This is a genomic window from Microvirga aerophila (assembly GCF_003332305.1).
Classification (GTDB): domain Bacteria; phylum Pseudomonadota; class Alphaproteobacteria; order Rhizobiales; family Beijerinckiaceae; genus Microvirga; species Microvirga aerophila.
Genome location: NZ_QOIO01000027.1, coordinates 35623 through 61733, shown reverse-complemented (window position 1 = coordinate 61733; position 26111 = coordinate 35623). Strand labels below are relative to the sequence as shown.

Sequence of the window (26111 nt, the reverse complement as noted above, 5' to 3'; positions counted from 1 at the left end):
AAAGGAGTGGCTCATGGAAAAGTCGCAAGACGGCCAGCGGAAAGCGGCCGGAGCGAATGTCAGCACGGCGGAATTGAACCCAGGCTCATTTTCCTCGGTCCTCGATCGAAACATCGAAGTTCTGCGCAAGAAGCGCGAGGAAGAGGAGCGGCAAGCCGGATTGCAGGAGAGGATCGCGGACGCCATAACAGTCTTCGCCGGAAGCATGGCTTTCGTCTACATTCACCTCGTGCTTGTCATTCTATGGGTTCTGGTGAACCTGGGCTGGCTTCCCCTTGTGCCGCCATTCGACCCGACTTTCGTGATCCTCGCGACCTTTGCATCGGTCGAGGCCATATTCCTTTCGACCTTCGTGCTGATCAGCCAGAACAGAGCCGCGGACGCCGCAGAACGTCGGTCCGAGCTCGATCTGCAAACGAACCTTTTGTCCGAGCACGAGATCACGCGCCTGCTCACGCTCACCCTGCAAATTGCCCGACGTCTCGGGATCGAGGAGGCCAGCGACCCGAGCTACTCCGAGCTTGAGCAACATGTCGCCCCCGAAAAGGTCCTAGACCAGATTGCGGAGCAGACATGAAGGGTGCCTTCTTCCTTTCGGCCTAACACCGGCACTATCGCCACGTAGCTTTGAGATCTCTCGAACGTCTAGCTTTCAGGTCCAGGCCTCGAGCCGGCAGTGACATTGAGCGGCATCTGGCGAGGCGGCCGCTGCTGAAAAAATGGCATGCCCGACAGTATTAGAGGTGGCTTTCCCGCTGAACTTACCGCACGGGCCTGAAGTGCTCGTGCATGCCCATACGCGTGCTCGTATTCCCCAGTTTACTTTTCCTGGAGAGCAGGCGAATCTCGCCTGCGGCCAAGCTCGAATCGGACCCGACTGCGGAGATCCTTCGGATGGTAGGCATTCTTTTGGCGCTTCTCATCGGCGTCGTCGCCGGGTTGCGGGCCATGACGGCTCCAGCAGCTGTAAGCTGGGCGGCGTCCCTTGGCTGGATCTCCCTTGGCGACACATGGCTGGAATTCCTCGGCTACAGGTGGACGCCGTGGATCTTCACCATTCTGGCCATCGGCGAATTCATTACTGATCAACTCCCCTCGACCCCAAGCCGTACCGTGCCGATCCAGTTCGGAACGCGGATCCTCATCGGCTCATTGTGCGGCGCGGCCCTTGGCATGGCATCGGCTGGATGGCTCCCCGGAGCCGTCGCCGGGGCGGCAGGTGCGGTGATCGGCACGCTCGGCGGGCGCGCAGCGAGAGCAAAGCTTGCCTCTGTGTTCGGTCGGGATTCGCCGGCGGCGATCCTCGAGGACGGGATCGCCGTCGGGGCCGCGTTTCTCATCGTGGCGGCCGCGCAATGACCCGCCGCTTCGACGCGATCATCGTTGGGGGAGGGCAAGCTGGCCCCTCCCTGGCCGGACGGCTTACTGCCGCCGGCATGTCTGTCGCGATCGTCGAGCGTAAGCTCTTCGGTGGGACTTGCGTCAATACAGGCTGCATGCCGACGAAGACCCTCGTTGCTAGCGCCTACGCGGCACACCTCGCCCGACGGGGCGCTGACTATGGAATCGTGCTCAATACGCCCGTGCGCATCGACATGGCTCGCGTCAAGGCGCGCGCCGAAACGGTTGCTTCGAATGCGCGGCGCAACCTCGAGACTTGGCTCCATGGCTTGGCAAACTGCACGGTGATCGAAGGCCATGCGCGCTTCGAAGGACCATATCGCCTCCGTGTCGGCGATGAGCTCTTGAGCGCACCGCGCATCTTTCTCAACGTGGGCGGCCGCGCCTCGGTGCCCGACATGCCTGGTATCGATCACGTGCGTTATCTCACCAACACCTCGATCCTCGCCTTGGACAAGGTGCCCGAGCATCTGGTCATTGTAGGCGGTAGCTATATCGGACTCGAATTCGCGCAGATGTACCGCCGCTTCGGCGCCCAGGTGACAATCGTCGAGAAGGGCCCGCGCCTGATTGCCCGAGAGGACCAGGACGTGTCGGAGGCGATTCGTGAGATCCTAGAAGGCGAGGGGATCGTTGTACGGACCAACGCGGAATGCATTAGATTCGAGCGCCATCCGGACGGCGTTTCCGTCGGCGTCAATTGCAGCTCGGGCGAGCCGGAGGTCGCGGGGTCTGACGTTCTACTGGCGGTTGGACGCCGTCCGAATACGGACGATCTCGGCCTGGACAAGGCAGGTGTCGCCCTGGATTCCCGCGGCTATATTCAGGTCGATGAGGAACTTGTCACGAATGTCCCTGGAATTTGGGCGCTCGGGGACTGCAATGGACGTGGAGCCTTCACTCACACGGCCTACAACGATTTTGAGATCGTCGCCGCCAATCTTCTCGACGGTGGCAGTCGCCGCGTCAGCGAGCGCGTTCTGGCTTACGCGCTCTATATCGACCCGCCTCTGGGCCGTGTGGGCATGACCGAGACGCAAGCCCGCGCCAGCGGGCGACCGCTGCTTGTCGGCAAGCGTCCCATGAGCCGCGTCGGGCGCGCCATCGAGAAGGACGAGACGCAAGGCTTCATGAAGATCGTCGTGGATCAGGATACACAGAAGATCCTCGGCGCCGCCATCCTCGGCACCGGGGGCGATGAGGCGATCCACGGCATCGTCGACGCCATGAATGCGGGTACGTCTTACATGGGCCTGCAATGGGCTGTGCCGATCCATCCCACCGTTTCAGAACTCATCCCCACCCTCATCGGGGAGATGAAGCCGGTTGCGTAGGACCGGCTTCCACCCTTTGGCAGCTCAGCCGACCACTAAAGGTACGCCGTCGAGAGCGCCGGGATCAGTGCAATGACCAGAAGGCCGATGAAGAGTGCGCCGATATAGGGCCAGATGGCGCCCATGGCCTCGTCTGGAGACACGTTGCCGATCTTGCAGGCGATGTAGAAGCCAATCCCGATTGGAGGGGCCATCAGGCCTACATTCATCGCGGTCACGACCACCATCGAGTAGTGAATGTCGTGAATGCCCAGGTTCTTAGCGATCGGGAACATGATCGGCGCCATCAGTACGAGCGCCGGCAGGCCCTCGAGCACGCAGCCTAGCACCATGAAGACCGCGATCGTGACCATCATATAGGTGACCCAGCCGCCTGGGAGATCGGTGACCAGCGCCGCCATCCTGAACGCGAAGCCGGTCTGCGTCAGGGTCCAGGCCATGGCCGAGGCTGTGCCCAGGATGATCAGGATGGCGCCGGAGAGCGCGGCCGTCTCCACCAGCATGTCGTAGATCTTGCCAGGGCGAATGCCGCCGTAGAGAACCATCCCGATGATCATAGCATAGAGCACCGCGATGGTGGATACTTCCGTCGCCGTGGCAAGGCCGCCGCCGACGGCGCTTCTGATCAGGAAGGGGAGCAGCAGGGCAGGCGCTGCAATCACCAGTGCCTTGCCGACCGCGCGCATCGGCGCCCGGCGGATGCCGTCCATGACCTCGCCCCGCGCCTTCCAACGCGCCAGAATGGCGAGCACCGCGAGCAGCACCATTGCGATGACGAAGCCAGATGTAAACAGACCGGCGATCGACACGCCGGCAACCGAGCCTAGAACGATGAGGACGATCGAAGGCGGCACCGTGTCGGCCATGGCCGCACCCGTTGCCAGAAGGGCGATCATCTCCTTCGGCTTATGGCCGCGGCGCTTCATCTCGGGAAAGAGGGCGGGCGCGACAGTCGCCATGTCGGAAACCTTCGAGCCGGAGATGCCGGAGACCAGAAAGAGCGATCCCAGCAGCACGTAGGACATGCCGGCCTTCACGTGGCCCAGCATGGAGGCGAGAAATTCCACAATGGCTTTGCCCATGCCGGTCGCGTCGAGAATGCAGCCCAACAGGACGAAGATCGGAACCGACAGAAGAATGAGACTCGACATACCCTCATCCATGCGCCCGATCAGCACGATCGTCGGCAGGGAGCTCGTGAAGGTCATGAAGGCTAGGGCGCCGAGGCCGAAGCAGAACGCGATCGGCACGCCAATGACCAGGAAGAAGGTCACGAAACCCACGAGGAAGATCAGGATGTTGAGGTGTCCGAGAGCCGGCAAGGACGACGAGACGAGCCACAGAACCGCGAGGGCGAAGGCGACGACGCCGGTCGCCGCCGCGATCTCCGTTAGGCTGGCGGATCGTATCGCATCCCGGAGTGCGAGGATCACCATCAGGCCGATCCCGGCCGGAAGGGCGGAGGCGCGCCAGGTCATCGGGATGTTGAGCGCCGCGGAGGTAATGTAGGATTCCTCCATCGCGTACTCGATCGCGGGCCACAGCATTCCAATGAGAAAGACGGCAACGAGGAGCGGGCCCAGGGCGCCGAAGAAGCCGCGAATGCGCTCCGGCATCATCTGAAGGAAGAGCGTGAGGCGCAGGTGCTCGTTGCGGTCGATGGCGATGACGGCTCCGAGCATTGCGAGCCATAGGAAGCACATCGAGGCTGCTTCATCCACCCAGACCACTGGGAACGAAAACACATACCGCGAGGTCACGCCCATCAACAGAAGCCCAATGATGATCGTCAGCAGAGTGGCTGCGATCACTTCGATCGGGCGCAGGAGGGGTGAGCCGGCCCGCAAACCAATCGGAAGATCTTCGAGCGGTTCGATGTGCATACTCTCTGTGACCATCGTCATCCATTCCTCCCGGCTTTGTTCTTCGGGCATCGCCGCCCGTCTTTAGCTTCATCCTGGTCCGACAGCGTGGCCGCTCGGAAACTCCGGCGCAAGCCATTCCGCATCACGGCAAGTTCTCTCGAAACATGACCTCGATCCGCATAGGATCAGGTGCGTTGTCCGGCTTTCTGCCCTCGCGCAGGTCCCGGAGCAAGGAGGCGCACTTCATAATCGTGTCCTCCGCGTTCTGGGTTATGACAGCGTCCATCGTGCCGTCGAGGAGGAATTCGCGGGTGTCGCCGGTGAGGCCGTGTCCCACAAACACCACCTCCTGCTCCCGTCTGGCATCCTTCAGAGCGCGTCCAACGCCGGATGCGCCGCCGCCGATATTGTAAATTCCATCAAGATCCGGATGGTGGGTCAGGAACGTGCGCATCTGGCGGTAGTTGAGCGCTTCGTCATCGTGCCCCTCGCGCAAGCCGACGACCTCGATGTCAGGGTAGAGCTCCTGGAGAATGTTGAGGAAGCCCATCTCGCGTTCGTTATGAGCGCGGTAGCTCAGGCTGCCGGCGATCATGGCGACCTTGGCAGGGCGCTTACAGATGAAACGGGCGAGAAGATAGCCGGCCATGCGGCCGGCGGCTCGGTTGTCGAGGCCGAAATAGGCAGTCCGCCCCGGGCTTGCCACGTCCGAGATCAATGTCACCACCGGAGTGCCGGCGGCGGAGATGCGGTTGACCGCTTCCCGCACGATTGGATGCTCGATGGCCATGAATACGACGGCGTCCGCCGACTTCGCATGGCGATGAAGGGCTTTCGCAAGAAGGTCGGGATTGAAGCTGCTGATGTACTCCACCGTGGGCTTGAGCGAGAAACGCTCGAGCTGAGGCGCCATCTCGGCAATCATGCGGCCAAGCATGGTAATGTAGCGGTTGCTTCCCTGTGGCAGAATAAACGAGACCGGTAATAGGGGGCGCACGTCGCGAGCACGCTCGTCGCTTTCATCCACATAGCCGAGCTCGGCCGCCGCCCGCATCACGCGCTTGACGGTTGCTGCCTTGACCCCGGTCCGACCATTGAGAACGCGATCGACCGTTGCGGTCGAAACATCCGCCACACGGGCAATGTCGATGATGGTGATGCGTCGGCTCAATCGAGGCTTTTCTGCGTGAATGTTCATAGAGTTACATCAAAAAACATCAAAAAAACGATTTGACCGCATCATTCTTATGATCAATTTTTTGATTAGAAAAGAACAAAATGTAGCTCATTGAGGAAATGTCATGACAATCAGCAGAAGATCAGTTCTCAAGGGACTTTCAGCCGCGCCAGCCGCAATATCTCTGTTCTCGATTCCCCGGTATTCTAAGGCGGCCGAAATCACTCTGCGCTACGGCAATAACCTGCCTCTGAGCCATCCCCTGAACATTCGCGCAAAAGAGGCCGCCGATCGGATCGCCAAGGAGACGAACGGACGCGTCGAGATGCTGATCTTCCCGGCCAATCAGCTCGGCGGTGACACTGACATGCTCTCGCAGGTGCGCAACGGTGCTCTGACGTTCTTCACCCCCTCAGCGCTGGTGATCGCCACCCTGGTGCCGGTAGCGGCCATCAACGCCGTCGGATTCGCGTTCAAGGACTACAATCAGGTATGGGCGGCAATGGACGGTCCCGTCGGGGCGTTCGTCCGTAAGTCCATTGCGGACGCGCGGCTTCATGCGCTCGATGTCATGTGGGACAACGGCTTCCGCCAGATGACGACGAGCGGAGCGCGCATCGAGAATGCCGACTCGATGAAGGGTTTGAAGATCCGGGTTCCGGTCAGCCCCATCAGCATTTCGATGTTTTCCGGCCTCGGCGCCGCGCCTGCCAGCTTACAGTTCAGTGAGGTCTACACTGCGCTGCAGACCAAGGTCGTCGACGCCCAGGAAAACCCGCTCCCGATCATCCAGGTGGCGAAGCTCTACGAGGTTCAATCCTCCTGTGCCCTGAGCAATCACATCTGGGACGGGTATTGGTTCATTGCCAATGGCCGGCAGTGGTCCGGCATGCCGGCCGACGTCCAGGAAATTGTCTCCCGCGCGATCAATCAGGCGGGCTTGAAGCAGCGCGAGGATATCAAGGCGCTGAACGAGTCGGTACAGACCGATCTGCAGAGCAAGGGACTGGCCTTCAACAAATGTGACACCGACAGCTTCCGGGCGAAGCTTCGTGAGGCCGGGTTCTATACGGAATGGAAGCAGAAGTTCGGTCCGGAGGCTTGGGGCCATCTTGAGAGTGTCGTCGGAACCCTTGCGTAGAACCTTCCGTGATCCGGCCTGCAAAGCCGGGACCTATTCCTTCCGGCACGGAGCCGAGGCTCCGTGCCTTCCTTGAGTTTTGCAGGTTAGAACATGAGCCGATTTCTGGGTGAAATCAGACAGGCCGGGTATGTCGTGGACGACATCGAAGCCGCGATGGATTACTGGTCGCGCGTTCTCGGCGTAGGGCCGTTCTTTTACAAGGAGCGTGTGCCTATCGAGAATTACACCTACCGGGGCGAGTCTTATCAACCTCATAATTCGGTTGCACTTGCCAATTCGGGGCCGCTGCAGATCGAGCTCATCCAAACTCGCAACGATGCACCGTCTATGTACCGAGACTTCAGGGAAGCCGGACATCGCGGATTGCAGCACGTCGCTTACTGGACGCAGAGCTATGACGAGGATCTGGAGCGCCTGACGGCCCTGGGCTTCGCGCCCGTCATGAGCGGGGAGGTCGGCGAGCGCGGCCGGTTCGTGTATTTCGACACTGAATACCATCCCGGTACGGTGATCGAGCTTTCCGAGGTCGCAGGTCCGAAGGGCAAGATGTTTCAGTTGATCAAGGACGCATCCGAGGGTTGGGACGGCCGCGATCCTGTGCGCCCGTTTCCGGATCTCTCCCGGATCTGAGAACCATGATGTCCGACACGCATTTCGAGGCGACCTATCTCGTCGAGACCCCGCTGCCGCTCGACAAGGTCGCCGAGATCATGGCCGGCGAGCAATCCTGTGGAACTTTCACCCGCGTCGAAGGAGAGACCGACGAACTCCGGTCCCGCGCCCGGGCAACAGTCGTTGTTGTCCATGACCATGGGGAAGTCGAGCAGCCTTCCATGCGCAGTGCGTGGCTCGACCGGAAGGGCATCTCAGATCGGTCCCGCCGGGGTGAAGTCATCGTCCGGTTCCCGCTCGCTAATGTCGGCGTCAACCTGTCGACACTTGCCGCAACCGTCGCAGGCAACCTCTTCGATCTCGGCGAGGTGACGGGCCTGCGACTTGAATCGCTCCGTCTGCCAGGCTCATATAGGAAGCGCTACGCCCTGCCGCGAAAGGGTGTGACGCAGACGCGGCGCGTGACAGGCGTGGCCCGGGGCGCTCTCATCGGCTCGATAATCAAGCCGAATGTGGGCTTATCAGCCGCTGAAATCGCTGCGCTCGTGGAGCGCCTATGCGCAGCCGGACTCGACTTCATCAAAGATGACGAGATCGCCGCGAACCCCGACCACGCACCATTGTCTGCCCGCATCCCTGCCGTGATGGCGGCTGTTCGCCGGCACCAGGACCAAACGGGCAAGCACGTGATGGTGGCGTTCAATATTACTGACGAGACCGATGCCATGCGACGCCATGCGGATCTCGTCACGAAGGAGGGCGGAAGCTGCGTCATGGCCAGCCTGAACTGGTGCGGCTACTCGGCAGTGGAAACCCTGCGGCGCAGCACGGATCTTGCCATTCACGGCCACCGCAACGGCTATGGTGCGCTCTCGCGGCATCCCGCGCTCGGCATCGGCTTTCAAGCCTACCAGACCCTGTGGCGTCTCGCCGGGGTCGATCACATGCATGTTCATGGCCTTGGCGGTAAATTCGCCCAGGACGATGCGGAAGTCGTGGCGAGTGCGAAGGATTGCCTGACGCCGCGCTGCGACGAGGACGATCGGGTCATGCCTGCATTTTCCTCCGGCCAGTGGGCCGGAACGGTGGGGCAGACATACAACGCAGTAGGCACGACTGATCTTCTCTTCATGGCTGGCGGCGGGATCATGGCCCATCCGGGCGGCCCGGCCGAGGGCGTTGCGAGCATTCGGGAAGCGTGGCGCGCAGTCGAGGCCGGCGAGGATCTTGCGGTTGCGCGCACCCGTCACCGGGCGCTGGCCGATGCCCACGCGTTCTTCGACAAGGCCTGATGACCAGGAGTTCGCAGTGACGCCGTCCTACGGTTGGTATGGAGACGATTTCACCGGGGCGACGGACACGCTGGCGACGCTGGCCCGTCGAGGTCAGCGCGCTTTCCTCTTCCTGAGATTGCCCGAAGAGCGGCACCTTGCGGAGGTCGGAGAACTCGACGCGGTCGGGATCGCCGGCGCAGCGCGCACTATGACGCGTGCGGAAATCCGTTCGGAACTTTCCCCTGTGGGAGAGTTCTTTCGCCGGCTCGGCGTTCGCGTCATCCACTATAAGTGCTGTTCGACCTTCGACAGCGCGCCGGAGCGCGGCAATATCGCAGCCGCTATCTCCGTGCTTCGGGATTATGTGGATCATCCAGGCGTGGCGATTGTCGGAGGGCAGCCGTCACTTGGGCGCTATTGCGCCTTCTCTAACCTCTTTGCTGCCTCCGGATTGGAGGGAGACGTCTTCCGGCTTGATCGGCATCCTACCATGAGCGGCCATCCGGCGACACCAATGACAGAGGCAGATCTGCGCCGGCATTTGACCCTACTCGGATTGCCGGCCGTCGCAGCGATTCACTGGCCCTTGCTCGTGAAAAGCGACCACTTGGTTCGCGAGGAATGGGAGCGGCTATCCCAGGGTTCGCAGGCAATTCTGTTCGATGCCCTCGAACAATGCCATGTCGAAGCGGTCGGTCGTCTCTGCAAGAGCCAGAGTAAGCAACGGTCTCTGTTAATGGTCGGAGCAAGCAGCGTTGCTCAAGCCTGTTTCGAGGAGGCAGGGGATTCCTTGAGCGGTCCGTCGGCTGCGCCAGGGCCCGTGCTCGCCTTCGTGGGAAGTCTTTCGCCCACAACGAGAGGGCAGGTCGCAGCAGCTCGATCCTATCATCGTATTCCGGTCGATCCGGACGATCTGACCACGAGTGCGCACCTGCGTGAGCAGGTTGTCGACAAGGCGGTTGCGGCACTCGCTCAAGGGCTCAATGTCATGCTTTCCACCGCTCCCGAGACGGGCGAAGCCCCGCCGGCAGCCACAGATTCCCTGGCCGATCTCAGCGGACTCGTCGTGGACAGCATCCTCAAGCGGCACCCGGTCCGGAGACTGGCCATTGCCGGGGGAGACACCTCCAGCAAGATCGTCGGCCGCCTCGGCTTCTGGGGCCTCGGCTACCAGGGCCAGATCAGCAACGGCGTTGCGGTCAGCGTCGCTCGCAGCAGCGACAAGGCCCGGGACAACATGCACTTGTTGCTGAAGGGCGGCCAGATGGGTCACACGCAGCTTTTCGAGACATTCTTGGCGGATTGACTGCCGCGCAAACGCCAGCAGCGCAGGCGGGGCTGTTGAATGGAACGCTCAAAGGCAGCTCCGGGTCATTGGAAGGCTTAGCCTTAAGCACGTGACTATGGGGTGCTTCCGCCACGGCTGATTTGATCCCCACCGGTCCCTGAAGAGCCAAGTTTTCTCAGACGGATAGGCCATTCGGCGAGGCTTTGTTGCGAAGCAGGGAGCCAGAGAGCGCCAGAGCCACTTGGCCAAGCCCAGGGGCAGGGGAACCCTCCGTTGGTTTGTACATTGAAAACTGTGCCTCTGCCTGCGTAGCAAAACTCGCGCTCGGCTTTCTCACTGGATCCACATGTCCGGGATATTGAAGAGCCCTGCGAACCGTTGGGAAAATGTGCCATGTCTGACGTCGTCGTGAAATCCCCCTTGCAGTATCTTGATCGGGCCACGTCAGCCCTGCGGGACCTTGGGATCACCCCACCCCAGGCCATGGAGGCTCCCATCAATGGTCTCCTGGAGAAAATTTCGGACCTCGACCAGGACCGGATCACGATCATCGCTCGGACATTAGGGCAGGCCAACGTCTTCAACGAGGTCGTGCGCGAGCAGACCGAGGGTGTGGAGATCGGCGAGCGCTACCGGCAAATCACAGAGTCGTTCAACTCAATTCGCGATGACTCCAAGAAAATGGTCGACCAGATCGCGGATTCGAAGATCGACCTGATGGAGCGCGTGACGAATGTCTGGATGAAGATTTCCAGAGGCGATATCGCTGATCGTTTCGATGACATCAAAGAGACCTATCTCGACGTGACCCGGTCCACGAGGGACCAGATCGAGCGCGAGCAGATCATCCTCGACGCCTACCGGGATTTCCGTGGCGCGCTCAAGCACGCGGAGGTCATGGCTCTGGAGGTTCTCAAAACCGCGGAGCAGAAGCTTGAGGCGGCCAAGGCGAGGCTGAAGGCTTCCTCTGACGCGGTCGTCAACTTCCAGGGTGCGGAGATTGCGGAGCGCGCGCGCCTCGAACTTGCCCGCGACGAAGAGCTACGCAGCACTCAGGACGAGGAAAAGCGCTACCAGATCGCCAAGGACCTCTCGGACAACCTCACCGTCAGCTACAACACCTCCGAAGTCATCATGGCCAGGCTGATGCAGATGACGAATGCCAAGGAGCGGGTCTATGCCCAGGCAGTCACGTTTTTCTCCACCAACGACTCCGTTCTGACCGCCTTGAGGGCGTCCTTCACGGGCATGTTCGGCCTGCACGAGGCGACGCAAACCCTGAACGAGATGAAAGAGGGCGTTTCCAGGAGTCTGGAGGTCCTGGCGGAGATCGGCGATCAGGTTGGCGAGGCTGCTGTGAAGGCCGGCTACGGCCCGACCATTCGGGCAGACGCGGTCAAGAAGCTCGTGGATTCCGTCATCTCCTTCCAGGAGCATTCGCTCGAAATCGTCGGCGAGATGCGCAGGCTCTCGACGCAGAACTCGGCCGAAATCCGTGATGCGGTCGAGGACGGCAAGCGGCGCATCGCGCGTCTCGTGGCGCAGGGAGAGGCATTGCCGATCAATGGCTGACTCGCCCGCCGCATCTGCCGCACCACTCGCGCCGGCTGCGGGGAAGACCCCTCAGAGCCTTGACGAGGTGATGCTCGCGATGGACGTGGTCGACACGCTCCGTCACCAGGAAAGCCTCGTCAACCGAGAACTCAGCGAGGAGCAGCGGGATGCCGAACTTCTGGAGCGGCTGCGGCAGATCTACCGGGGGCAGGGGATCGCGGTTCCGGATCGTATCCTCCTTGAGGGCGTGCAGGCCCTCAAGGAGCAGCGCTTCCTCTATACGCCGCCCGCGCCCGGTCTCTCGCGGACCATTGCAACCTTATGGGTCAATCGTGGTCGGGTCGGCCGAAGCCTTCTGACGCTCGTGGCCCTTCTGGGCTTTGGCTGGGGCGCCTATCATCTAGGCGTGGAGCGCCCGGCTCAGCAACGGGCCGAGCAGGAACGAATTCTGGCTGAAAGGAACCGGATCGAACTGGCCGAGGCGCTGCCGAGCGCCCTCGTGCAAGGACATGAGGATGTGCTGCGGGAGGCAAGGGTTCAGGCTGCCCGAGAAAAGGCGGATCAGATCCTCGCGGATGGTCGCGCAGCCGTTGCAAGCGCAGACGCTGCGGGCGCACGCCAAGCCATCAACGACCTCGAAGTCCTCCGCGCCGATCTCAGGCGAGAGTTCACGCTGCGGATCGTATCACGCCCCGGGGAGCCTAGTGGGGTTTGGCGGGTCCCGCAGCGGAATCCGGCAGGCCGAAACTACTACCTCATCGTGGAGGCAGTCTCTCCCGATGGGCGGATCCTCAGTATGCCGGTCACCAGCGAGGAGGATGGTCGAACCGTCACCACGTCCAAATGGGGTGTGCGCGTGAACGAGGAGGTGGCGATACAGGTGCAGCGGGACAAAAACGACGACGGCATCGTACAGCGCAGCCGCCTCGGCGAGAAGCGCCGGGGCTATCTCGACATCGATTACCTGATGCCGGTTCTCGGCGGCACAATCACGGGCTGGTAAGGCGATGATTTCAGGACGACAAGCCCTCGCCCAGATCGAACAGACTATCGAAAAGGCGCGCCAGCAGGAAGCGCAGCTTGAGCAGGCTTGGCAGGCCGCGAGCGAGGACGTAACGCGTTTACGGGTCGAGCGAACAGAGATGTTCCGTGAGCTCGCGCGCCTGAAGTTGGACGCGATCAAGAAGAACGAGATTGTTGGCCAACTGGACGCAGTCGAGCGCCAGGCCATCAATCTGCTAAACGACCGCCGCGAGGCGCTCAGGGTCATAACGGAGCGGCGTCGAGAGGCGGAGGAACGTGTTCGTCGGGCGGAAGCGGAGCGTCATTCGGCGGCGGCAATCTTGGAGAAGGCCTTGGGCGAAGTTGAAGCCTTGCGCAAAAGCGTCGAAGCCCAGATCCGCGTCAGCCCAGACTGGAGCGGCGCACGAACCCGGATCGACGAGATCACCAGAATGGCCGAGCAGGCCGAGAAAAAGGCCGTACAGGCGGAGGCTGACCAGAACGAGAAGCGTAGGCCTTATGAGGACGACCCTCTCTTCATGTACCTGTGGAACCGCAAGTTCGGCACCGCTGCCTACAGGGTGAACCCTCTGAGCCGCATTATGGACCGGCTCGTAGCCCGTGTCGTCGGCTATGACAAAGCACGTGCGAATTATACTCTTCTCAATGAAATCCCAGCGCGATTGCGGGAGCATGCCAGCCGCATCGTCGACGAACTGAGAAATGAGCGGGATCGACTGACCGCCATTGAGCGAACTGCCCTGAGGGCCGCAGGCATCGAAGCGCTGGAGTCGGTGGCTTCGAATGCGAAGAACGCAATGGACGCAGCCGACCGGCGGCTCATTGATGCGCGCGAGGCTCTTGCCAGGATAGACCGCACCCATGACACTTCCGTCCTGGAGGGAGATGCGCCTTATCGCGAGGCGGTCGAACTGCTGGCCTCTGCCGATGCTCGAGAGGATTTGAACCAGCTTTACCAGGAGGCTATGCGGACGCCGACGCCACGGGACGAGGAGATCGTCCGCCGCATCCAGGCGATTGATGTCATGATCGTGCGAGCGGAACGGCAGGTGGCCAACACGCACCGGCAATTGCAGCAGGCCGCGCAGCGGCGCAATGTGATTGAGCACGAATGGACCGAGTTCCGTCGCCAAGGCTACGACAACCCCTACGGGACATTTGGGAACGAGGCTGTGCTTGGAAACGTTCTCGGGGGCGTTCTCACCGGGGCGGTCGGAGGGGCAATTCTTGGGGAGGTTCTTCGAGGCGGCTTCCACCAAGGACCTAGCCCATGGGATTCCGGCTTCGGCGGCGGCATTCCGTTCCCGCAACCGGGCGGGTTCGAAACCGGCGGATCGTTCGGCGGAGATGGCTTCAGGACCGGCGGGGCCTTCTGACAGGAAGGCTTGAGTTTTTGAACGTTCGGCGCTGCTTGCTGATTGAGGCGCCCATATCGACGTAAAACACACAAAATGCCTTCGGAAAACTCACACCGCGAGGTGTGGGCGGAGGGGTTGTTTGATTCGCCCGAATACTTCGGGGCTGGTTCTGGAGTATCTGACTTAATAGCCCCTGATATCCGCAAGGCTTGTTGTGCGCACCTATCAAGTAGCGAGCATGAGCTGATGTTCCGCAGCCGCAGATAGGGTCGCGCTCATTCTGCGACTTGCTTTGTCTCCAGTACCCGCACGCGTCTGCCCATTGCGAGGTTTGGGCTGATTAGATCCGAGTTTTCCGCTCGAAGCTGCTGGAGATGACCCTAGCCAATCTGCAGGTTCGAATGCGACTTGATCCATCAAACAACGGATAAGCTCGTTTCTTATCACTATTTGGAGCTGATGGCGGCTGCGAAGCTTGGAGAAGTCGCGCCAAATCAAGGTAGGATAATTGGGAATAATGATATGGCCGTTTTATAGCGTATTACTTAGTAATTTGCTTAGTCATAATCTGGTATAATTTAACTTACAGACGGGATCATTCAGTGTGCGTACCAAAAACCAGCTTAAATCCCCGATTGAAGCACCTTTTGAATATATTCAAATCTATCAATATTCATTTCATCTAGCAGTCTGAGCTGATGACATCTGTGTTGATGGTGTAGGCCGCTATTCCTATACAATCGGGTAAAGAGCTACGCAACCTAAGTAGGGGCAGTTATGGCTTATACTCGTATTGTAGAGAATCTTGTCTTGACCTCGACGCTGCGTCTCGACAGCTCAGAATGGGACAACACCCTGGTCCGCAACGTGACCATCAAGAACGCCTCCGGCGACGGCATCTTCATCAAGGGCGTCAAGAACGTCAAAATTGAAAACGTCACCATCGACAAGGTGAGCGGGTCGGGCATCCGCCTGTCCTCAACCGACTCGACCAAGGATGTGGTGCTCGAGAACAACAAGATCACCAACATCGGCGTCAACGGCATTGGAGCCGCCCAGCGCATAGCCGACGGGGTTGATCATCCGGGCCTTGTGATCCGCGGCAACCACATCCAGAACACCGGGCAGAAGAGCCCGGGCAACGGCCTCGATCACGGCATTTACGTCCAGACCTCGGACGTGCTGGTCGAGTACAACACGGTTCTGAACTCGGCGGCCGGCAATGGCATCTCCATCCGCTCCTCGGGCGTCGTGCAGTACAACACCATCGACGGCGCCTACGAGGCTGGCGTGGGCTACTTCCCCGACCACATGGCGGGTCCATCCGACAAGCTGGTGGTCCACGGCAACGTGATCAAGAACTGGGGCAAGGCGTCGGCCAACTACGGCGGCGTGATGATCAAGACCGGCAGCGATCACTCACTGGCCGTCGATGACTTCGTCACCACCAACAACCAATTTGGATCCGGCGCGTCGTCCGGCGATGCATGGTATATCCAGTCGAGCTGGTACAAAGGCCATGCCAACTTCCAACACTCCGGCGATGCTGCTTGGACCCTTGGAAAGGCTTCTCCTGCTTCGGCGGCGGCTCCTGCAAGCGCGACGAGCGCAACGCCCACGACCCCCAATGGTGGTTCAGGAAACGATTGGCTGGTCGGCGGCTCTAGCAAGGACACCCTAGTTGGCGACGCCGGCGACGACCACCTTGCCGCCAAGCTTGGCAATGACGTCCTCAGCGGCGGCACGGGCCACGATACGTTTGTATTCGACACCAAATTGAGCAAGGCGAACCGAGACAAGATCAGCGACTTCAACGTGAAGTACGATTCGATTTGGCTGGACAACCTGTTCATGTCGAAGCTCAAAGGCTCGGATCAGGGCTCTGTCAAGCTCGCCAAGAAGTACTTCAGCCTCGATTATGCCAAGGACGGTAGCGACTACATCATCTACAACAAGAGCACCGGTGTCCTGTCGTACGATGTGGACGGATCCGGCGAGAAGGCTGGGGTCGACATCGCAGTTCTCAGGAAGGGTCTTAATATGAGTCACCACGACTTCTTCGTCGTCTGACGAGAACACTCGTGCCGGGGAGCGCCGGCCCTACCGGCGCTCCCCGGGTCACGGGGATCAAACCTCGCCTCAGGCATCGGGATCGTGTCGTTCAGCAGATGGTGGCGCGACACGGGCGAGTTCTTCCTTGATCAGTTGCGCCGTCTTGCGACCGATGCCGGGGAGCCAATGGACCCGGTCCGCCACTGCCTTGAGCTGATCTATCGTCGTAATGCCCTCCCGTTGCAGCGCGTCCCAAGTGCTCTGGGGAAGACGCAAGCCTCGAATTGGTCCTTCCCATCGATCCCATGGGCCTTTCGACATTGCCTCACCTCCCGACCTTTGTCCTTTTTCAGGTTCAGGGTACGGGGCGAGCAAAATTTGCCAATGATCAGAATCCCATAATTGGGCCCGGATATCCTTATTTTCCTCGGGCTCTTCCCTTTGGGCCGTGGGTCTTGGTATCACGATGCCGGTCAGGCAGCCTCCTAGCGTGAGAGAGCTTTCCTGAGGAACGCAAAGCCGAGGGCCGACAGGAAAGCCGCCTGCTTCTTGTTGGCTGCTCCGTGGCCGCCATCCTCGGGCTCATAGAAAAAGACGGTTCGCTTCAGGGCTTCGAGCTTTGCGGTCATCTTGCGTGCATGACCTGGATGCACGCGGTCGTCCCGTCGGGATGTGACTAGGAGCACCGGCGGATACGCCCGGTCTGCATCCAGGTTCTGATACGCCGAGAACCCCTCCATGAAAGCCCAGTCTTCAGGCTTGTCTGGATCTCCGTACTCTGCCACCCAGCTCGGTCCAGCGAGCAGGCGGGTATACCGGCGCATGTCGAGGAGCGGTACAGTGCACCAGATCGCTCCAAAACGGTCCGGATAGCGGGTGAGCATGTTGCCGACGAGAAGACCGCCGTTCGAGCCGCCATAGGCCGCAAGCTGGTCCGATGTCGCGACCCCGCGCTCCACGAGATCGCCCGCGATGGCCGCGAAATCGTCATGCGAGAGCCGCTTGCCCGCACGCATGCCGGCCTTGTGCCAGTCCGCCCCGAACTCACCGCCGCCGCGGATATTGGCGACAACCCAGACGTTGCCGCGCTCCAGCCATACCTTGCCGATGCCGCCGAGATAGCCTGGAGTCAGGGAGACAGAGAAGCCGCCATAGCCGTAGAGCACCGTCGGCCGAGGACCATCCTGGTTCTTGGGGCCAATTTGAAAGTACGGGATACGCTCTCCGTCGACCGAAACGGCTTCATGTCGCGTAACCTCCAAGCCGGAGCCACCGAACGCGGGAGGCGTCTCCTTGAGCAGGTGAATCCGCTTGTTCTCATCCACGAGGGCAAGTTTCGTCGGCTCAACGTAGCTGGAGATCGACAGAAGGATCTCGTCCGTTCGGTTCAATTGCCCCGTATCAAGCGGTGACGCATGCACGGAAACGGCCTCGGGCATGCCTTCTAGACGTTCCAGCGTCCAGTTGCGGCCAGGGGTTGCGAGCCAGATCTGACTCGAGAGGTTGTCGAGCACCGTGAGCACTAGTCGCGAGCGGCTCCACCAGAAGCCCGCAAGCACGCGACGAGGCGCTGGCTCGAAAAGGATTTCGAAGTTCCTGTCGCCGCCGAGAAATCGCGAGAAGCTGATCGCCAGCAGCGAATCCGCCGGATAGGTGCGCCCGGCTGGCGACCAGTCCGTCTTGAGCTTCACCACCATCCAATCCCTCTCCACATCGAAATGCGCGTCGAGGGGAAGATCGATTGCAAGGGGAGAGGCGTCGTCGCGCGCCAGATAGCTGATCCCTTCCTCGAAGGTGATTTGGCGGCGGTAGAAGGTGCGCTCAAAACCCGGCTCCCGGTCGACGGAGGCCGAGATATAGATGTCGCTGATATCACCCTCGAATAGCAGGGGCGCCTGCATTACATCCGTGCCCCGCCGCCAAAGGCGGACAGTGCGCGGATAGCCCGAGGCCGTAGCGGCGTTCTCGCCGAGAGTCGTTGAGACCAGCAGGGTGTCGTGATCGAGCCAAGTCGCCCCGCCTTTGGCTTCCGGCAGGGCGAAGCCGTTGGTGACGAAGCGCTTCTCGGCCAGATCGAATTCCCGGACCACGACCGCGTCTGCGCCTCCTCGGGACAAGCTTACGAGACCGAAACGCTGCTCGGGCTCGCGGGCGCTGCAGCCCTTCCAGACCCAGTCCTGGTTTTCCTCACGCGCCAGAGCGTCGATATCGAGCACCGTTTCCCAGCTTGGCTCCGCCTTACGATAATCGTCCATGGTGGTGCGCCGCCACAGGCCACGCACATGCGCCGCATCCTGCCAGAAATTGTAGAGCTGTCCGACGCGGCGCGTCACGAACGGGATGTTGTCAGGGCGCGTCGAAATCTCATACAGGGCAGCCTTGTCGGCTTCGAAAGCCGCATCACAAAGGGCTGCTTGGGTGATCTCGTTTCGGGCCCGAACCCAGGCGAGCGCCTCGTCGCTTTCAACCTCCTCCAGCCACAGGTAAGGATCGGGGCGCTCCAGCATCGGTTTGTTCATAGGTCGGCATCCGGTTCGGGTTTGGTCCCGCGCATATAGGGCGAGCCGTGGGTGAAACCGAGCCCGGCTCCGGTGGCCGCGTCGGCTGGCCATGGGGTAGCTTGACTGTAACTTAACACCATTTTCGGCCACAGTTTTCATGTCTGTAGAGGGTTCTCGCGCCGAATGATTCGGGGCGTCATAGGGCCAAAGATGACCCGCGCCTTTACTTTCGTGGCTGCCTTCCTGCTTGCGGGCGCAGCGCACGCAGCCGCTCCACAAGCAGCGGATCCGGTTTATTTCTGGGATCTCAAGCCTCGCTCGCTCCGGCTACTCGTCGCATCACCGCAGGTCATGGTCACTCGGACCAAGACCGGATGGGATGCCTATTGCCGCTGTCCCGTGGCTCTGACACCCGCTGAAATCCCCAGCGTGATGAAGAAGGCCATCGTGGCCGTCGAGGACAAGCGCTACTTCGATCATAATGGGGTGGATGTTCTGTCTCTGCTGTCGGTGCTCAAGGGCGGGCTGTCCCGGGGCGGCAGTACCATTCCCATGCAGCTCCTCAAGAACCTGGTGTTCCACGATCTGCGCGGCAGCGACGCGCTTACGCGTCTGGAGCGCAAGGGTGCCGAGGTTTGGTATGCGGGCCTTTTCGACGAGGCGGTCGGCAAAGAAGAGCTCTTGGCCGCGTACCTCAACCAGATCGAGTTCGGCGGCCGGGACATCGTCGGCCTCTATCGCGCGAGCCGTCACTACTTCCGAAAAGAACCCAAGGATCTGACGCTTTACGAGGCAGCCCTCCTGGCCGGGATGGTGCAGGCTCCGGCCCGCTTCAACCCTCTGAAGGAAAGGACCCGCGAGCGCGCCCATGAGCGTGCGCTTCTGGTGCTGAAGCTCATGGCCGAGCAGGGCAAGATCACCGAGAAGGAACGCCGTCGCGCCGAACAGGCTGGAGCGCGACCGGGCGTCCTTCCGGAGTTCAGGATCCAGCCTCAGGCCTTTACCGAATGGGTGGTGCAGGGTTGGGGCGAGAAATACGTCCAGCCTGGAGAGACAGTCCGGTTCTTCGTCACGCTGAACCCGCGTTTCCAGCACCTGGCGGAGCGACATCTCGATGAACTTGAGAAAGCCGGCTCGATACCATCTTCGTATGACGTCGGGGCCGTCATGATGGCGCCGAACGGGCGCGTGCAGGCAATGGTCGGATCGACCGACTGGTCTGAGCGGCAGTTCAATAACGCCGTGAAAGCCAGCGTTCAGGCTGGCTCGACCGCGAAGCTGCCACTTCTGATTGCCGCCTGCGAGAGCGGCAAGACGCCGGAAAGCCGCGTCATTGATCTACCCATCACAGGGAACTGGCCTGCCAACGGCACGCTCGGTTATAAAGGCCAGACCACCCTCAGAGAAGCTTTTGCGTCCTCGCGCAACGCCGCAGCGGTTCGCCTTGCCAAGGAAATCGGGGTCGACAAGGTGGCCGAGGCCAGCCGACGCATCGGAATTGAACCGGGTTCTGCGAACGACCCGAGCTTCGTCCTCGGCTCCTATTCCACCAACGTGATGACAATGACAGGCGCTTATGCTGCTGTGGCCAATGGAGGCTACGAGGTGAAGCCGTCCGGAGTGCTCGCGGTGATCGATGGGCGCGGTCAGGTGCGGGCGGATTTTCTAACTGTCATCAGGACGAGGGTTATCCCTGAGAAGTGCATTCAGCCGACGCATGCGATGTTGCGGGAAGTTGTGCGCAGCGGAACGGGCAGGGCGGCGACGCTGAAGCGCTGGTCTGCCTATGGCAAGACCGGCACCACGACTGGAAATGCCGATGCCTGGTTCGTCGGATGGAGCGAGGAGCGGGTGCTCGGGATCTGGATGGGCCGTCGCCGTGGCGACGATGGCCCTACGCTCGCGGGCGCTGGGGCCCCGGCGGCGTATTTCCGGCGCGTGGCGAATGCGACGAACGAATGGGCAGCGCATCAGCGAAGCCTCGATGAGCGCAGTGCGGCGGTTGCGCATACCGAGCGGCAGATCGATCCCCGCAAGATCGTCGACTGGTTCTCGACCCTCGGACATGCGATGAAAGCCCCGGATTCTCAGTCCGCCAAGGACATCTTGTTCAAGGACAAGCGGACCTGATCCGTACTCTTTCGCGCCGTCAGATATGGCGTCCTTGATGATCGAGAGGTCGATGTGAGCGAGATGATACTCGTGCGGGAGCCCGCACTTGAGGCTGCAACATTTGCGGCATTGCGGGAGGGCGGCGCCGACGAGCGCTCGGCTGGCGCTGCGACGCGGGCCATGATGCACGCCTCGCGGATCGGCGTCGATAGCCACGGCGTGCGTCTGACCGCGCATTACGTAAAGGCGCTGCAGGGCAGCCGGATCAATGGCGCTCCGAACATGGAGGTTCGCCGCACGGCGGCCTCGTCGGCAGTGCTGGATGCGGATGACGGGCTCGGACATGCGGCCGCATATGAGGGTATGAAGCTTGCTTGCGCCATGGCGAAAGATACAGGCGTGGCGGCTGTGGGAATCCTGCGATCGAGCCATTATGGCGCGGGCGGCGCTTATGCGCTCGCGGGAGCCGAGGAGGGCATGATCTCCCTATCGATGACGCAGAGCGACGCCGTCGTAGCCCTGCACGGTGGGGCCGAACGCTTTCATGGCACGAATCCTATCGCGGTCGGCGCGCCGGTGCCGGGCGAGAGGCCGTGGCTACTCGACATGGCTACCTCATCGATCCCCTTCAATCGTGTGCTGCTCTACCGCACTCTGGGGAAAACCCTGTCGGACGGCGTTGCAGCCGATGCTTCAGGCCAGCCTACGACCGATCCCAACGCGGCCGATATGCTGATGCCGCTCGGAGGTGTTGATTTCGGCTTCAAGGGTGCGGGTCTCGCCGGTCTCGTTACACTATTCTCGTCAATCCTTACAGGAAGCACGCTGGACCATCTCGTGATCCGCATGGCCGAGACGGACGACTTCCAAACGCCGCGGAATTTGGGCCATTTCTGCCTCGCGATCGATCCTGATCGCTTTGTTGGCCGGCAGTTCTATGAGACCGCCATCATGCGCTATCTGGTAGATCTGAGGTCGAGTGTTGCGCGTACCGGCGAGACGGTCATGGCACCAGGTGATCGCGAATGGGCAGTCGAGCAGGAACGCCAGCGTACCGGTATTCCGGTTGATCCGGAGACGGCGCGCTTCCTGCGCGTATAGCGGTCACTCAAACGAAGCCGCCCGCGAAATGCGGGCGGCGTCCTGTCCGTTAAATCTGCTTCAAAGGGGCAGGTTCTTGAGCGACGACACGGTAGTCATCACGCCGCGCAGCTCTGCAAGGCCCTTGAGGCGACCAATGGCCGGATAGCCCGGGTGGGTCTTCTTGCCCACGTCGTCAAGAAGCTCATGGCCATGATCGGGGCGCATCGGGATGCGCCATTTCGGATCGCCCGAATCCTTTCGCCGCTTCTGCTCTTCGAGGAGAGCCGTCACCACCGCGACCATGTCGGTGTCGCCGCCCAGATGATCGGCTTCCATGAAGGACCCGTCCGGCTCCTTCGCAACATTGCGCAAATGGGCGAAGTAGATGTGCTTGGCGAAGCGCCGCGCGATTGCCGGGACATCGTTGGCGGGTCCTGCGCCGAGGGAGCCGCTGCACAGGGTGATGCCGTTTGCCGGCGACTCGATTGCGCCCACGATGAATGCGAGGTCGTCCTCATTGGAGACGATACGTGGCAGGCCCATGAGAGGACGCGGCGGATCGTCGGGATGGATGCACATTCGAATGCCGACTTCCTCTGCAACCGGGATCACCTCGCGCAGGAAGCGGGCAAGGTTCTCGCGAAGGCGCGGTTTGTCGATCTCGCGGTAGCGGTCGAGCATGCGGCGCAGGCCCGGAATGTCGTAGCGGTCGTAAGCGCCGGGAAGGCCCGCCATGATGTTCGCCAGAAGTTTGCGGCGATCGGCTTCCGTGGAGCGCTCGAACCACTCCTTCGCGCGGGCCAGGACTTCGGGCGAATGGTCGGCTTCCGCACCAGGGCGCTCCAGCATGAAGCAGTCGAAGGCGGCGTGCTCATGCGCGTTGAAGCGCAGCGCCGTTCCGCCGCCGGGCAGGGGATAAGCCAGTTCGGTCCGGGTCCAGTCGAGCACCGGCATGAAGTTGTAGCACACCGTGGTGACGCCGCACTGGGCGAGATTGCGCAGCGACTGGCGGTAGTTGTCGAACAGAGGTTCGAGGTCGCCTTCGCCGATCTTGATGCTCTCGTGGATCGGCAGGCTCTCGACGACGCTCCAGCGAAGGCCAAGCGACGGGTCGGCGGCAATGAGCGCCTTGCGGACCTCGATCTCCTCCACGGTCCAGACCACGCCGTAGGGGATCTGGTGGAGTGCGGTCACGATCCCGGTCGCGCCGGTCTGGCGGATGTGGGGAAGCTGCACGACATCGTCGGGGCCGAACCAGCGCCAAGTCTGTTCCATTTGATAACCTCGTGGGAGAACCGGGCTTAAGCGCCGGCGTGGGAGTTGAAATCCGCCGCAGCGCCGCGGGCGCCGCGGGCCAGAAGCGACGCGTAGGCGGCAATCAGCGCACTTTCGAAACGCGGATCGCGCGCCAGATCGTCGCCGAAGATCGCTTCGATGCCCAGGACCGCGCGCACACGCGCCTGCGGGTCGCCACCGGCCTTGTCGAGGGTATCTCGGAGGCGGGCCGCCAAAGGATCGCGCACGTCAATCTCGCGTCCGTGCTCGTCGACTCCGCCCACATAGCGCATCCAGCCTGCAACCGCGAGGGCGAGACCGGGCAGGGGAAGCTCCCGCGTGAGGCGCTCTCGGATTGTCGCCAAAAGGCGCTGCGGCAGCTTCTGCGAACCGTCCATGGCGATCTGCCAGGTACGGTGCCGGATGGCTGGGTTGGAATAACGCTCCAGCAGGGCTCTTGTATAAGAAGCCAAGTCAGTTCCCGGCGGCGGCGGCACGACGGGAACGATCTCCCGCCAAAGTCGTTCGACGAAGGTCCGGAGCACCGGATCAGCCACCGTATCGGCGATGGTCTCATGACCCGAGAGATAGCCCAGATAGGCAAGCGCCGAATGTGAGCCGTTGAGCAGGCGCAGCTTCATGTGCTCATACGGAGCCACGTCGCCGACGATTTCCGCTCCGACGCGCTCCCAGCGCGGACGAGCGTCGCCGACGAAACGGTCTTCGATCACCCATTGGCGATACGGTTCGTGAACCACGGCTGCCGCATCCGTAAGGCCTGTCAGCCGCGTTGCTTCCGTAAGGTCGTCCGGCGTGGTCGCCGGAACGATCCGGTCCACCATCGTGGACGGAAAGGCCGCATTTGTTTCGATCCAGTTGGCGAGACGGTCATCCCTCAGCGCCGCGAAGTCACTGACGAGCGTCGCCACCACATCGCCATTCGACGGAAGGTTGTCGCAGCACAGGACGGTGAACGGCGCCAAGCCGGCGGCCCGCCGCCGCTCCAGAGCCGCCACGATGAACCCTACGGCCGTTCGCGGTGCATCTGGATGCTCGAGGTCGTGCCGGATGTCGGGGTGCTGCTGCTGCAGACGTCCGGTCGCCGGATCGATGCAGTACCCCTTCTCGGTCACCGTCAGGCTGACGATTCGGGTGTCGGGGCTCCCCATGGCGTCGATGACGGCCGAGGGATCCTCCGGCGCAACCAGCACCGAACGCAGGCAGCCGACGACGCGGGCCGAGAGGCCGGAAGGGTCCCGTTGAAGGGTCGTATAAAGGCCGTCCTGAGGCATCAGGCGGTCGCGCTGGTCAGGGCGCTGAAGGCTCACTCCGACCATGCCCCAGTCTCCCGGCTCGGTTGCAAGGAGATCTTCCGTGTAGAGGGCCTGATGCGCACGCACGAACGCACCAAGGCCCAGATGCACGATCCCGGTCCCCAGCCGGTCCCGGTCATAGGCTGGACGTTGGGTTTCGGCCTGCGCGGCGGCCAGGGTCGATGCGGAAAGACGAGGAAGTGTGGCTGTCATGGCTTTTTCGAACTCAGGCATCGTTGAGGATCAGGTCGGGGTGCTCCGTCGCAAGCCTTTCGGCGCTATTGAGCACTTCAGAGAGATGAACCCGCATGGCTCTCTCGGTCGCATTGGGATCCCGCTCAAGGATCGCGGCAAGAATGTCATGGTGCTGGGCGATAAGGGACGCGACAGGCGTAACCACGGGAAGGCTCAAGAAGCGGATGCGGTCGAATTGCGATTTCTCTCGCTCCAGTACCGGCCAAATCTGAGCGATGCCGATATCCTCAGCCAAGATTCGATGGAATGCGTCATCTGCAAGGGTGAAGCCTTCGGGATCCGTCTGGACGTGCTCCTGCTCGGCCAGCGTCAACGTCGCGCGATCGTGCGCCTCCGGCGATAGGCCACGCTCGGCGGCGCGGCGGGCGATTGCCACTTCAAGGGCCTCGCGCACGAAGCGCGCCCGCTGCATGGCCGCAAGGGAGATCCGGCTCACGAAGCTGCCGCGCTGCGGCAGGACTTCAATCAAACCTTCCTCAACCAAGCGTATCAACGCCTCGCGCACCGGGGCACGACTGGTGCCGAAGCGCAGTGCAAGCTCGTTCTCGGACAGTCTCACTCCCGGCCTGAGCTGGAGCGTCACAATATCCTGCCGGATTTGGGCATGGATACTTCTTACCATCGCCGAGGCTTGCAACGCGCCGTGGCCTGGAGCCTGCTCATTATCTTTGCGTATGAGTGAGGTCAGCATTGGGAACACACCAATGAAAAGGGACGGGCAACGCAAACCAATTATCGGGCGCGATTGGCCGAGATGGCTCGGGAAAGCCTAGCATTGCCTGAAGTCCATCTTGTCGACTAGTCGACAAGTAGCATTCCCGAAATTCCAGTGCAAGGAGGAATGGAGTTCAGCTGTCAGGCGCTGTGATAAGCCTTTGGATGAGTTTTACTTTCGCGAGTAGCAAAATCTTAAACGGATGACTTCATTCTTACCCAAACTGGTAAATTTGCCTGACCTTCCTCAACGGGAGCGATCGGGCAGGGCAGCCCTTTAGAACATCAAGAACAACAGGCCCCGGTGAACGACATGGTCTTGGGCAGCAATGCTCCCTGCTGGAACGAGATTGATCGTCTTGCCGCGTTGCGTGAGTTCGAAATTCTCGACACTGCGCCGGAAGGCGCATTCGACGGTATCGCCAGGATCGCAGCCCATGTCTGCAACGCTCCGATCGCTCTGGTGAGCTTCGTCGACGAACGGCGCCAATGGTTCAAATCCGATATCGGCCTAGGCGTGAAGGAGACAGGACTGGACCTGTCGGTCTGCGCTCATGCGATCCTTCAGCACGGCCTTTTTGTCATTCCGGACATGGCCCGGGATCCGCGCCTCGACTGCAACCTCTCGAATGCCGAAGGGCAGCGCCTGCGCTTCTACGCGGGCGCGGTGCTCGAAACGAACGATGGGTTTCCCCTTGGGACGCTGTGCGTTCTCGACTACGCGCCGCGCCCGGAAGGGCTCACGAACGAGTAGGAGGAGACGCTGTCGGCTCTCG

21 protein-coding genes are annotated in these 26111 nt (G+C 61.4%); 14 read left to right on the top strand and 7 right to left on the bottom strand.

The genetic code is table 11. The features are described 5' to 3' along the window. Positions 1 to 13 precede the first annotated feature (13 nt). The 3 genes from DRB19_RS16005 to DRB19_RS15995 all read left to right on the top strand — a co-directional run bounded on the left by DRB19_RS16005 (position 14) and on the right by DRB19_RS15995 (position 2735). Complete coding sequence (locus tag DRB19_RS16005; protein WP_114187031.1) at positions 14 to 577, top strand: DUF1003 domain-containing protein; 564 nt, start codon at positions 14 to 16, stop codon at positions 575 to 577. A 317-nt stretch (positions 578 to 894) separates the two neighbouring features. Continuing rightward, positions 895 to 1359, top strand: a complete 465-nt coding sequence (locus DRB19_RS16000; RefSeq protein WP_114187054.1) for a DUF4126 family protein — start codon at positions 895 to 897, stop codon at positions 1357 to 1359. Further along, positions 1356 to 2735: an FAD-containing oxidoreductase gene (locus DRB19_RS15995; protein ID WP_114187030.1), complete on the top strand. Its 1380-nt coding sequence runs from the start codon at positions 1356 to 1358 to the stop codon at positions 2733 to 2735. The genes DRB19_RS16000 and DRB19_RS15995 overlap by 4 nt, the downstream gene beginning before the upstream one ends. Positions 2736 to 2770: 35 nt before the next feature. Here the strand turns inward: DRB19_RS15995 and DRB19_RS15990 are convergent, their stop codons facing one another. Further along, a complete protein-coding gene (locus DRB19_RS15990; protein WP_114187053.1) occupies positions 2771 to 4639 on the bottom strand; it encodes a TRAP transporter large permease in 1869 nt (622 codons plus the stop codon). A 103-nt stretch (positions 4640 to 4742) separates the two neighbouring features. Continuing rightward, complete coding sequence (locus tag DRB19_RS15985; protein ID WP_114187029.1) at positions 4743 to 5798, bottom strand: LacI family DNA-binding transcriptional regulator; 1056 nt, start codon at positions 5796 to 5798, stop codon at positions 4743 to 4745. Between the two features lie 103 nt (positions 5799 to 5901). Between DRB19_RS15985 and DRB19_RS15980 the strand changes: the two genes are divergently transcribed. The 8 genes from DRB19_RS15980 to DRB19_RS15945 all read left to right on the top strand — a co-directional run bounded on the left by DRB19_RS15980 (position 5902) and on the right by DRB19_RS15945 (position 16100). Then, positions 5902 to 6918, top strand: coding sequence for a TRAP transporter substrate-binding protein (locus tag DRB19_RS15980; protein ID WP_114187028.1), 1017 nt, complete (start codon positions 5902 to 5904; stop codon positions 6916 to 6918). A 93-nt stretch (positions 6919 to 7011) separates the two neighbouring features. Next, entirely contained in the window at positions 7012 to 7551 is a 540-nt protein-coding gene (locus DRB19_RS15975) for a VOC family protein (RefSeq protein WP_114187027.1), read from the top strand. A gap of 5 nt (positions 7552 to 7556) precedes the next feature. After that, entirely contained in the window at positions 7557 to 8825 is a 1269-nt protein-coding gene (locus DRB19_RS15970) for a ribulose-bisphosphate carboxylase large subunit family protein (protein ID WP_245439560.1), read from the top strand. 16 nt (positions 8826 to 8841) lie between these two features. Continuing rightward, positions 8842 to 10113 carry a four-carbon acid sugar kinase family protein gene (locus tag DRB19_RS15965; RefSeq protein ID WP_210207484.1) on the top strand — a complete coding sequence of 424 codons (1272 nt, stop codon included), beginning with the start codon at positions 8842 to 8844 and terminating at the stop codon, positions 10111 to 10113. A gap of 375 nt (positions 10114 to 10488) precedes the next feature. Continuing rightward, on the top strand, positions 10489 to 11667 hold the full coding sequence (locus tag DRB19_RS15960) for a cell surface protein (protein ID WP_114187025.1): 1179 nt from the start codon (positions 10489 to 10491) through the stop codon (positions 11665 to 11667). Next, entirely contained in the window at positions 11660 to 12652 is a 993-nt protein-coding gene (locus DRB19_RS15955) for a DUF6384 family protein (RefSeq protein ID WP_114187024.1), read from the top strand. The genes DRB19_RS15960 and DRB19_RS15955 overlap by 8 nt, the downstream gene beginning before the upstream one ends. 4 nt (positions 12653 to 12656) lie before the next feature. Then, a complete protein-coding gene (locus tag DRB19_RS15950) occupies positions 12657 to 14048 on the top strand; it encodes a coiled-coil domain-containing protein (protein ID WP_114187023.1) in 1392 nt (463 codons plus the stop codon). 759 nt (positions 14049 to 14807) lie between these two features. Then, positions 14808 to 16100 (top strand): right-handed parallel beta-helix repeat-containing protein, encoded by a 1293-nt coding sequence (locus tag DRB19_RS15945; protein ID WP_114187022.1) that lies wholly within the window; start codon positions 14808 to 14810, stop codon positions 16098 to 16100. A 69-nt stretch (positions 16101 to 16169) separates the two neighbouring features. Here the strand turns inward: DRB19_RS15945 and DRB19_RS29995 are convergent, their stop codons facing one another. Further along, positions 16170 to 16403, bottom strand: coding sequence for a helix-hairpin-helix domain-containing protein (locus tag DRB19_RS29995; RefSeq protein WP_147021763.1), 234 nt, complete (start codon positions 16401 to 16403; stop codon positions 16170 to 16172). Positions 16404 to 16567: 164 nt separating this feature from the next. Continuing rightward, complete coding sequence (locus DRB19_RS15940; RefSeq protein WP_114187021.1) at positions 16568 to 18601, bottom strand: prolyl oligopeptidase family serine peptidase; 2034 nt, start codon at positions 18599 to 18601, stop codon at positions 16568 to 16570. A 192-nt stretch (positions 18602 to 18793) separates the two neighbouring features. Here DRB19_RS15940 and DRB19_RS15935 point away from each other — a divergent pair, with 192 nt between their 5' ends. Together DRB19_RS15935 and DRB19_RS15930 are read left to right on the top strand one after the other, a co-directional pair. Then, positions 18794 to 20713, top strand: coding sequence for a transglycosylase domain-containing protein (locus tag DRB19_RS15935; RefSeq protein WP_114187020.1), 1920 nt, complete (start codon positions 18794 to 18796; stop codon positions 20711 to 20713). 54 nt (positions 20714 to 20767) lie between these two features. Next, a complete protein-coding gene (locus DRB19_RS15930; RefSeq protein ID WP_373867369.1) occupies positions 20768 to 21796 on the top strand; it encodes an Ldh family oxidoreductase in 1029 nt (342 codons plus the stop codon). A 60-nt stretch (positions 21797 to 21856) separates the two neighbouring features. Here the strand turns inward: DRB19_RS15930 and uxuA are convergent, their stop codons facing one another. Genes uxuA through DRB19_RS15915 form a run of 3 tightly spaced genes read right to left on the bottom strand, consistent with a single transcriptional unit; the run spans position 21857 to position 25243 of the window. Then, positions 21857 to 23053: a mannonate dehydratase gene (gene uxuA / locus DRB19_RS15925; RefSeq protein WP_114187018.1), complete on the bottom strand. Its 1197-nt coding sequence runs from the start codon at positions 23051 to 23053 to the stop codon at positions 21857 to 21859. A 26-nt stretch (positions 23054 to 23079) separates the two neighbouring features. After that, positions 23080 to 24579, bottom strand: a complete 1500-nt coding sequence (locus tag DRB19_RS15920; protein WP_210207483.1) for a mannitol dehydrogenase family protein — start codon at positions 24577 to 24579, stop codon at positions 23080 to 23082. Between the two features lie 13 nt (positions 24580 to 24592). Further along, positions 24593 to 25243, bottom strand: coding sequence for a GntR family transcriptional regulator (locus DRB19_RS15915; RefSeq protein WP_162815714.1), 651 nt, complete (start codon positions 25241 to 25243; stop codon positions 24593 to 24595). A 405-nt stretch (positions 25244 to 25648) separates the two neighbouring features. On the opposite strand from DRB19_RS15915, the gene DRB19_RS15910 reads away from it, so the two are divergent. Further along, the gene (locus DRB19_RS15910; protein ID WP_114187015.1) at positions 25649 to 26089 is read left to right on the top strand and encodes a GAF domain-containing protein; all 441 of its coding nucleotides are present in this window, start codon (positions 25649 to 25651) and stop codon (positions 26087 to 26089) included. The last annotated feature ends 22 nt before the right edge of the window (positions 26090 to 26111 follow it).

Excerpts from the sequence above, each read along its gene's own strand:
- DRB19_RS16000 (WP_114187054.1), top strand. The coding sequence starts at position 895 with ATGGTAGGCATTCTTTTGGCGCTTCTCATCGGCGTCGTCGCCGGGTTG.
- uxuA (WP_114187018.1), bottom strand. The coding sequence starts at position 23,053 with ATGGAACAGACTTGGCGCTGGTTCGGCCCCGACGATGTCGTGCAGCTT.
- DRB19_RS29995 (WP_147021763.1), bottom strand. The coding sequence starts at position 16,403 with ATGTCGAAAGGCCCATGGGATCGATGGGAAGGACCAATTCGAGGCTTG.
- DRB19_RS15915 (WP_162815714.1), bottom strand. The coding sequence starts at position 25,243 with ATGGTAAGAAGTATCCATGCCCAAATCCGGCAGGATATTGTGACGCTC.
- DRB19_RS15910 (WP_114187015.1), top strand. The coding sequence starts at position 25,649 with ATGGTCTTGGGCAGCAATGCTCCCTGCTGGAACGAGATTGATCGTCTT.
- DRB19_RS15955 (WP_114187024.1), top strand. The coding sequence starts at position 11,660 with ATGGCTGACTCGCCCGCCGCATCTGCCGCACCACTCGCGCCGGCTGCG.
- DRB19_RS16005 (WP_114187031.1), top strand. The coding sequence starts at position 14 with ATGGAAAAGTCGCAAGACGGCCAGCGGAAAGCGGCCGGAGCGAATGTC.
- DRB19_RS15975 (WP_114187027.1), top strand. The coding sequence starts at position 7,012 with ATGAGCCGATTTCTGGGTGAAATCAGACAGGCCGGGTATGTCGTGGAC.
- DRB19_RS15945 (WP_114187022.1), top strand. The coding sequence starts at position 14,808 with ATGGCTTATACTCGTATTGTAGAGAATCTTGTCTTGACCTCGACGCTG.
- DRB19_RS15995 (WP_114187030.1), top strand. The coding sequence starts at position 1,356 with ATGACCCGCCGCTTCGACGCGATCATCGTTGGGGGAGGGCAAGCTGGC.
- DRB19_RS15980 (WP_114187028.1), top strand. The coding sequence starts at position 5,902 with ATGACAATCAGCAGAAGATCAGTTCTCAAGGGACTTTCAGCCGCGCCA.
- DRB19_RS15935 (WP_114187020.1), top strand. The coding sequence starts at position 18,794 with ATGACCCGCGCCTTTACTTTCGTGGCTGCCTTCCTGCTTGCGGGCGCA.
- DRB19_RS15920 (WP_210207483.1), bottom strand. The coding sequence starts at position 24,579 with ATGACAGCCACACTTCCTCGTCTTTCCGCATCGACCCTGGCCGCCGCG.
- DRB19_RS15985 (WP_114187029.1), bottom strand. The coding sequence starts at position 5,798 with ATGAACATTCACGCAGAAAAGCCTCGATTGAGCCGACGCATCACCATC.
- DRB19_RS15990 (WP_114187053.1), bottom strand. The coding sequence starts at position 4,639 with ATGACGATGGTCACAGAGAGTATGCACATCGAACCGCTCGAAGATCTT.
- DRB19_RS15960 (WP_114187025.1), top strand. The coding sequence starts at position 10,489 with ATGTCTGACGTCGTCGTGAAATCCCCCTTGCAGTATCTTGATCGGGCC.
- DRB19_RS15970 (WP_245439560.1), top strand. The coding sequence starts at position 7,557 with ATGATGTCCGACACGCATTTCGAGGCGACCTATCTCGTCGAGACCCCG.
- DRB19_RS15940 (WP_114187021.1), bottom strand. The coding sequence starts at position 18,601 with ATGAACAAACCGATGCTGGAGCGCCCCGATCCTTACCTGTGGCTGGAG.
- DRB19_RS15950 (WP_114187023.1), top strand. The coding sequence starts at position 12,657 with ATGATTTCAGGACGACAAGCCCTCGCCCAGATCGAACAGACTATCGAA.